The following is a 2,960-nucleotide window of genomic DNA, read 5'->3' on the forward strand; positions in this document are numbered from 1 at the left end:
TCGAGGCAAGCCAATCATGTATCTACCAGAAAACCCAGACAACTTCGCCAAACCAGCCCGTCGTCGTTCCAGCCCAAAAAGCCAACACCACCTACCAGCCTCCGAGTTGGGAAAACGCTACGTCAAATATTTTTGGCATCCTTGGAGTCCGATAATCGCCCCAGCCAACAACCTCCTCAGCAAACCAGGCTGGAGAACAGAAGACCATTACCTCCAGCCCTCGGAACTGTGGAGATTGCATCAAAACAGCGACAAACTAGTAGGCATACGCTTTAGTTCATATACCCGTTACGCCACAATAGACATAGACACAGGCAGCGAATACCATAACCTAGAAGCCTATCAAACCATCAAAGCCGCCCTAGAAGACATAGGCATACTCAGCCTAGTACCCATCCAATCAAGTTATAGCGGTGGCTACCACCTCATCATCCCCTTCACAGCCCCAATCCCCACATTCAACCTAGCCTGCGCCCTAGAACAAACAATAAAAGATACAGGCTGCAACATCAGTGCCGGACAAATAGAAATATACCCCAACCCCAAACCCTGGGGAAAAGACAGCATCACCAACTACAAAGCCATTCGTTGTCCCATGCAGCCTGGTAGCGGCGCACTCCTCCTAGACGACGACCTGCAACCAATCAGCGACTCAGTAGCCACCTTCCTTGACCATTGTGATCATGCAGCCCGTCATCAAGACCTCAGTAAACTCAGATACGCCTGCAAAAAAGCCAGAAAGCGGCATACAAGAGAACAATATCGGCAAAAAGCCAGCATCAAAATCGAAGAATGGCAAAATAACTGGGAAGAAATCATCGCCACAGGATGGACAGGGTATGGACAAACAAACACCCTCCTACAAATCATCGTTGGCTACGGCATCGTCTTTTTAGACCTACAAGACGAAAACCTAGTTAAATATGCCGTAGAAACCGCTAGAAACGCCCCAGGCTACACACAGTATTGTCGTCACCAACACCGCATCGAAACCAGAGTTAGAGACTGGGTAAAATGCACAATCAGACATCAATGGTATACACCTTACGCTAGTTATCCCAAGCGCCCATTAGGAACATATCTGAACACATTTGCCCTAGCCATAGCAGATATAAGAGAAATAACCAAATATCAAAACTACAACAATGTCATCCCCTTTGAAAAACCCAAAAGTAAAAACCAGCAACGCAGCGAACAAACGCAAAAACGCATTAAAGTTATAGTGCAAAAATTAGAAACACAACCAAGAATACAGAAGTATAGAAGTACAGAAAATCAAAGTACCTTACAAGTATCAACAGAATTAAACACAGAAGTAGAAACAGAACTAATAGAACTCACGCAAGCAGGATTAAGTGAAGGAGTAACCGAAAGAAGCCAACAGATAAGTGCAGAATATAAACGTCAATATAACAAAACACTGAGTCAAAACACATTATACAAACATAAGCATTTATGGCATCCCCAATGGTACATCCCAGATCCTTGGTTAGATAACAGCAACTCACAAAATATCACCACAGACAATAGTGCTAAAACAAATAACAGCCAACAAAATAGGATTCAAATAAACAGCATTAATCTAGCAGATACAATCTTTGATAGGAACATCAATTCAGGAAATAGCCAAGAGCCAAAAAATAGCGCAAACCCTTACCCAGAGGGCGATTACACACACTTTTACCTAACTAATCAAACGTGGAAAAAACAAGAACCTCAAAACCCTTATCCAGAGGGCGATTACACTCACTTCCCCTATATGAAGGTTTTATGTTTACCTTTTGCTACCAGTCCCGCAGGGGCTGAGGTAGCCGGAGAGATTATTGAACAACAGGAGAAAAAGGAAAAGCTAGAAGTTCAGGATTGTGATCTCGAAGTTCAAGTTTGTCAGCAGGAATCAAATCAACAGGAATTAAACCAATCAGAAGTAATTCAGTCTCAAGAAAATCTTGAATTCATAAATTCTCTTAATAGTTCTGAAACTGATTTAACTCAGTTCAATAATCAATCAGAGTCAACAGTTAACCCGATTGTTTTGGATTTAAATCAAGTTATTACTCATCAGGTTTTCTTATCTTCTTTGATTGGCAGCGACTCGCCAAAAAGCGATAAAGAAAACTTATCAATGGCGGACACCCGACTGGGTGTAGTTGAACTGGGTGTAGTTGTTTCTAGAGCAGAAGAGACAGCAGAACATTCACTCCACACCGCTAATAATGGGCAGGAAATTGCTTTAACTGGTGATTTGATAGAATCCGCTGTTTTACCAGAAACACTAGCCCCAAATGGCAATAACGGGGGGCAAATAGATTCTGTTGAGGATGGTACACCAGCTATGGTAACACCAGAACCTGCACAGGAAGTTGCTAACAACGGGGTATAGCCGGGATACCTGCAAAATAGGACATGATGTAAAGTTTTATTAAAACACTTGCAATAATGCAGATTTTATGGTTTGTTTTTGACCACTACTCACTCTCCTGACGCAGAGTATAGTGTCTTCTCTTCATCTACCAGCAAAAACGTGATAATTTTGTGTAAAAACTCTGAATTCATAACTGTACTATGATTTTAAATCAATAGTAAAAAACATTGACAAAATCTCAATTTTTAGAGATTCAAAGGTAAACTATTGAGAGCTTGACGTGCAACTTCTTCCGCCCTAGCTGACGTAACTTTTTGGTAACGCAGAGTTGTTTGAATATTTTCATGCCCCATCAATGCCCGCAATTCTTCAATCCCCATTAAACCAACACGCTCCGTAGCAAAAGTATGCCGTAAATCGTGGATTCTCACCCCAACTAACTCTGGATATATACTTATTAATTCTCGCCAGTATTCATGCACAGTCCGATAGCTAATTCTACTCACAACTTTAGTCACTGGCTGTTGGGCTGTAAATAGCGCATCTACAGTATGATGACGCTCATATTTGATATATTATTCATTAAATTGCCAAA

1 protein-coding gene and 1 pseudogene are annotated in these 2,960 nt (G+C 41.7%); one reads left to right on the plus strand and one right to left on the minus strand.

What is annotated here, in order from left to right; all coding sequences use genetic code 11:
* The coding region (locus tag FJR38_RS26760) for a hypothetical protein (RefSeq protein WP_371418304.1) at positions 1–2,383 on the plus strand (2,383 nt) is incomplete at its 5' end.
* Between the two features lie 227 nt (positions 2,384–2,610).
* On the opposite strand, the pseudogene FJR38_RS26765 reads toward FJR38_RS26760, so the two are convergent.
* Positions 2,611–2,940 (minus strand): annotated as a pseudogene (locus FJR38_RS26765) (tyrosine-type recombinase/integrase); the annotation flags it as partial.
* Between the last annotated feature and the right edge of the window lie 20 nt (positions 2,941–2,960).

It is taken from the genome of Anabaena sp. UHCC 0253, from assembly GCF_009712085.1.
Taxonomy (GTDB): Bacteria; Cyanobacteriota; Cyanobacteriia; order Cyanobacteriales; family Nostocaceae; genus Dolichospermum.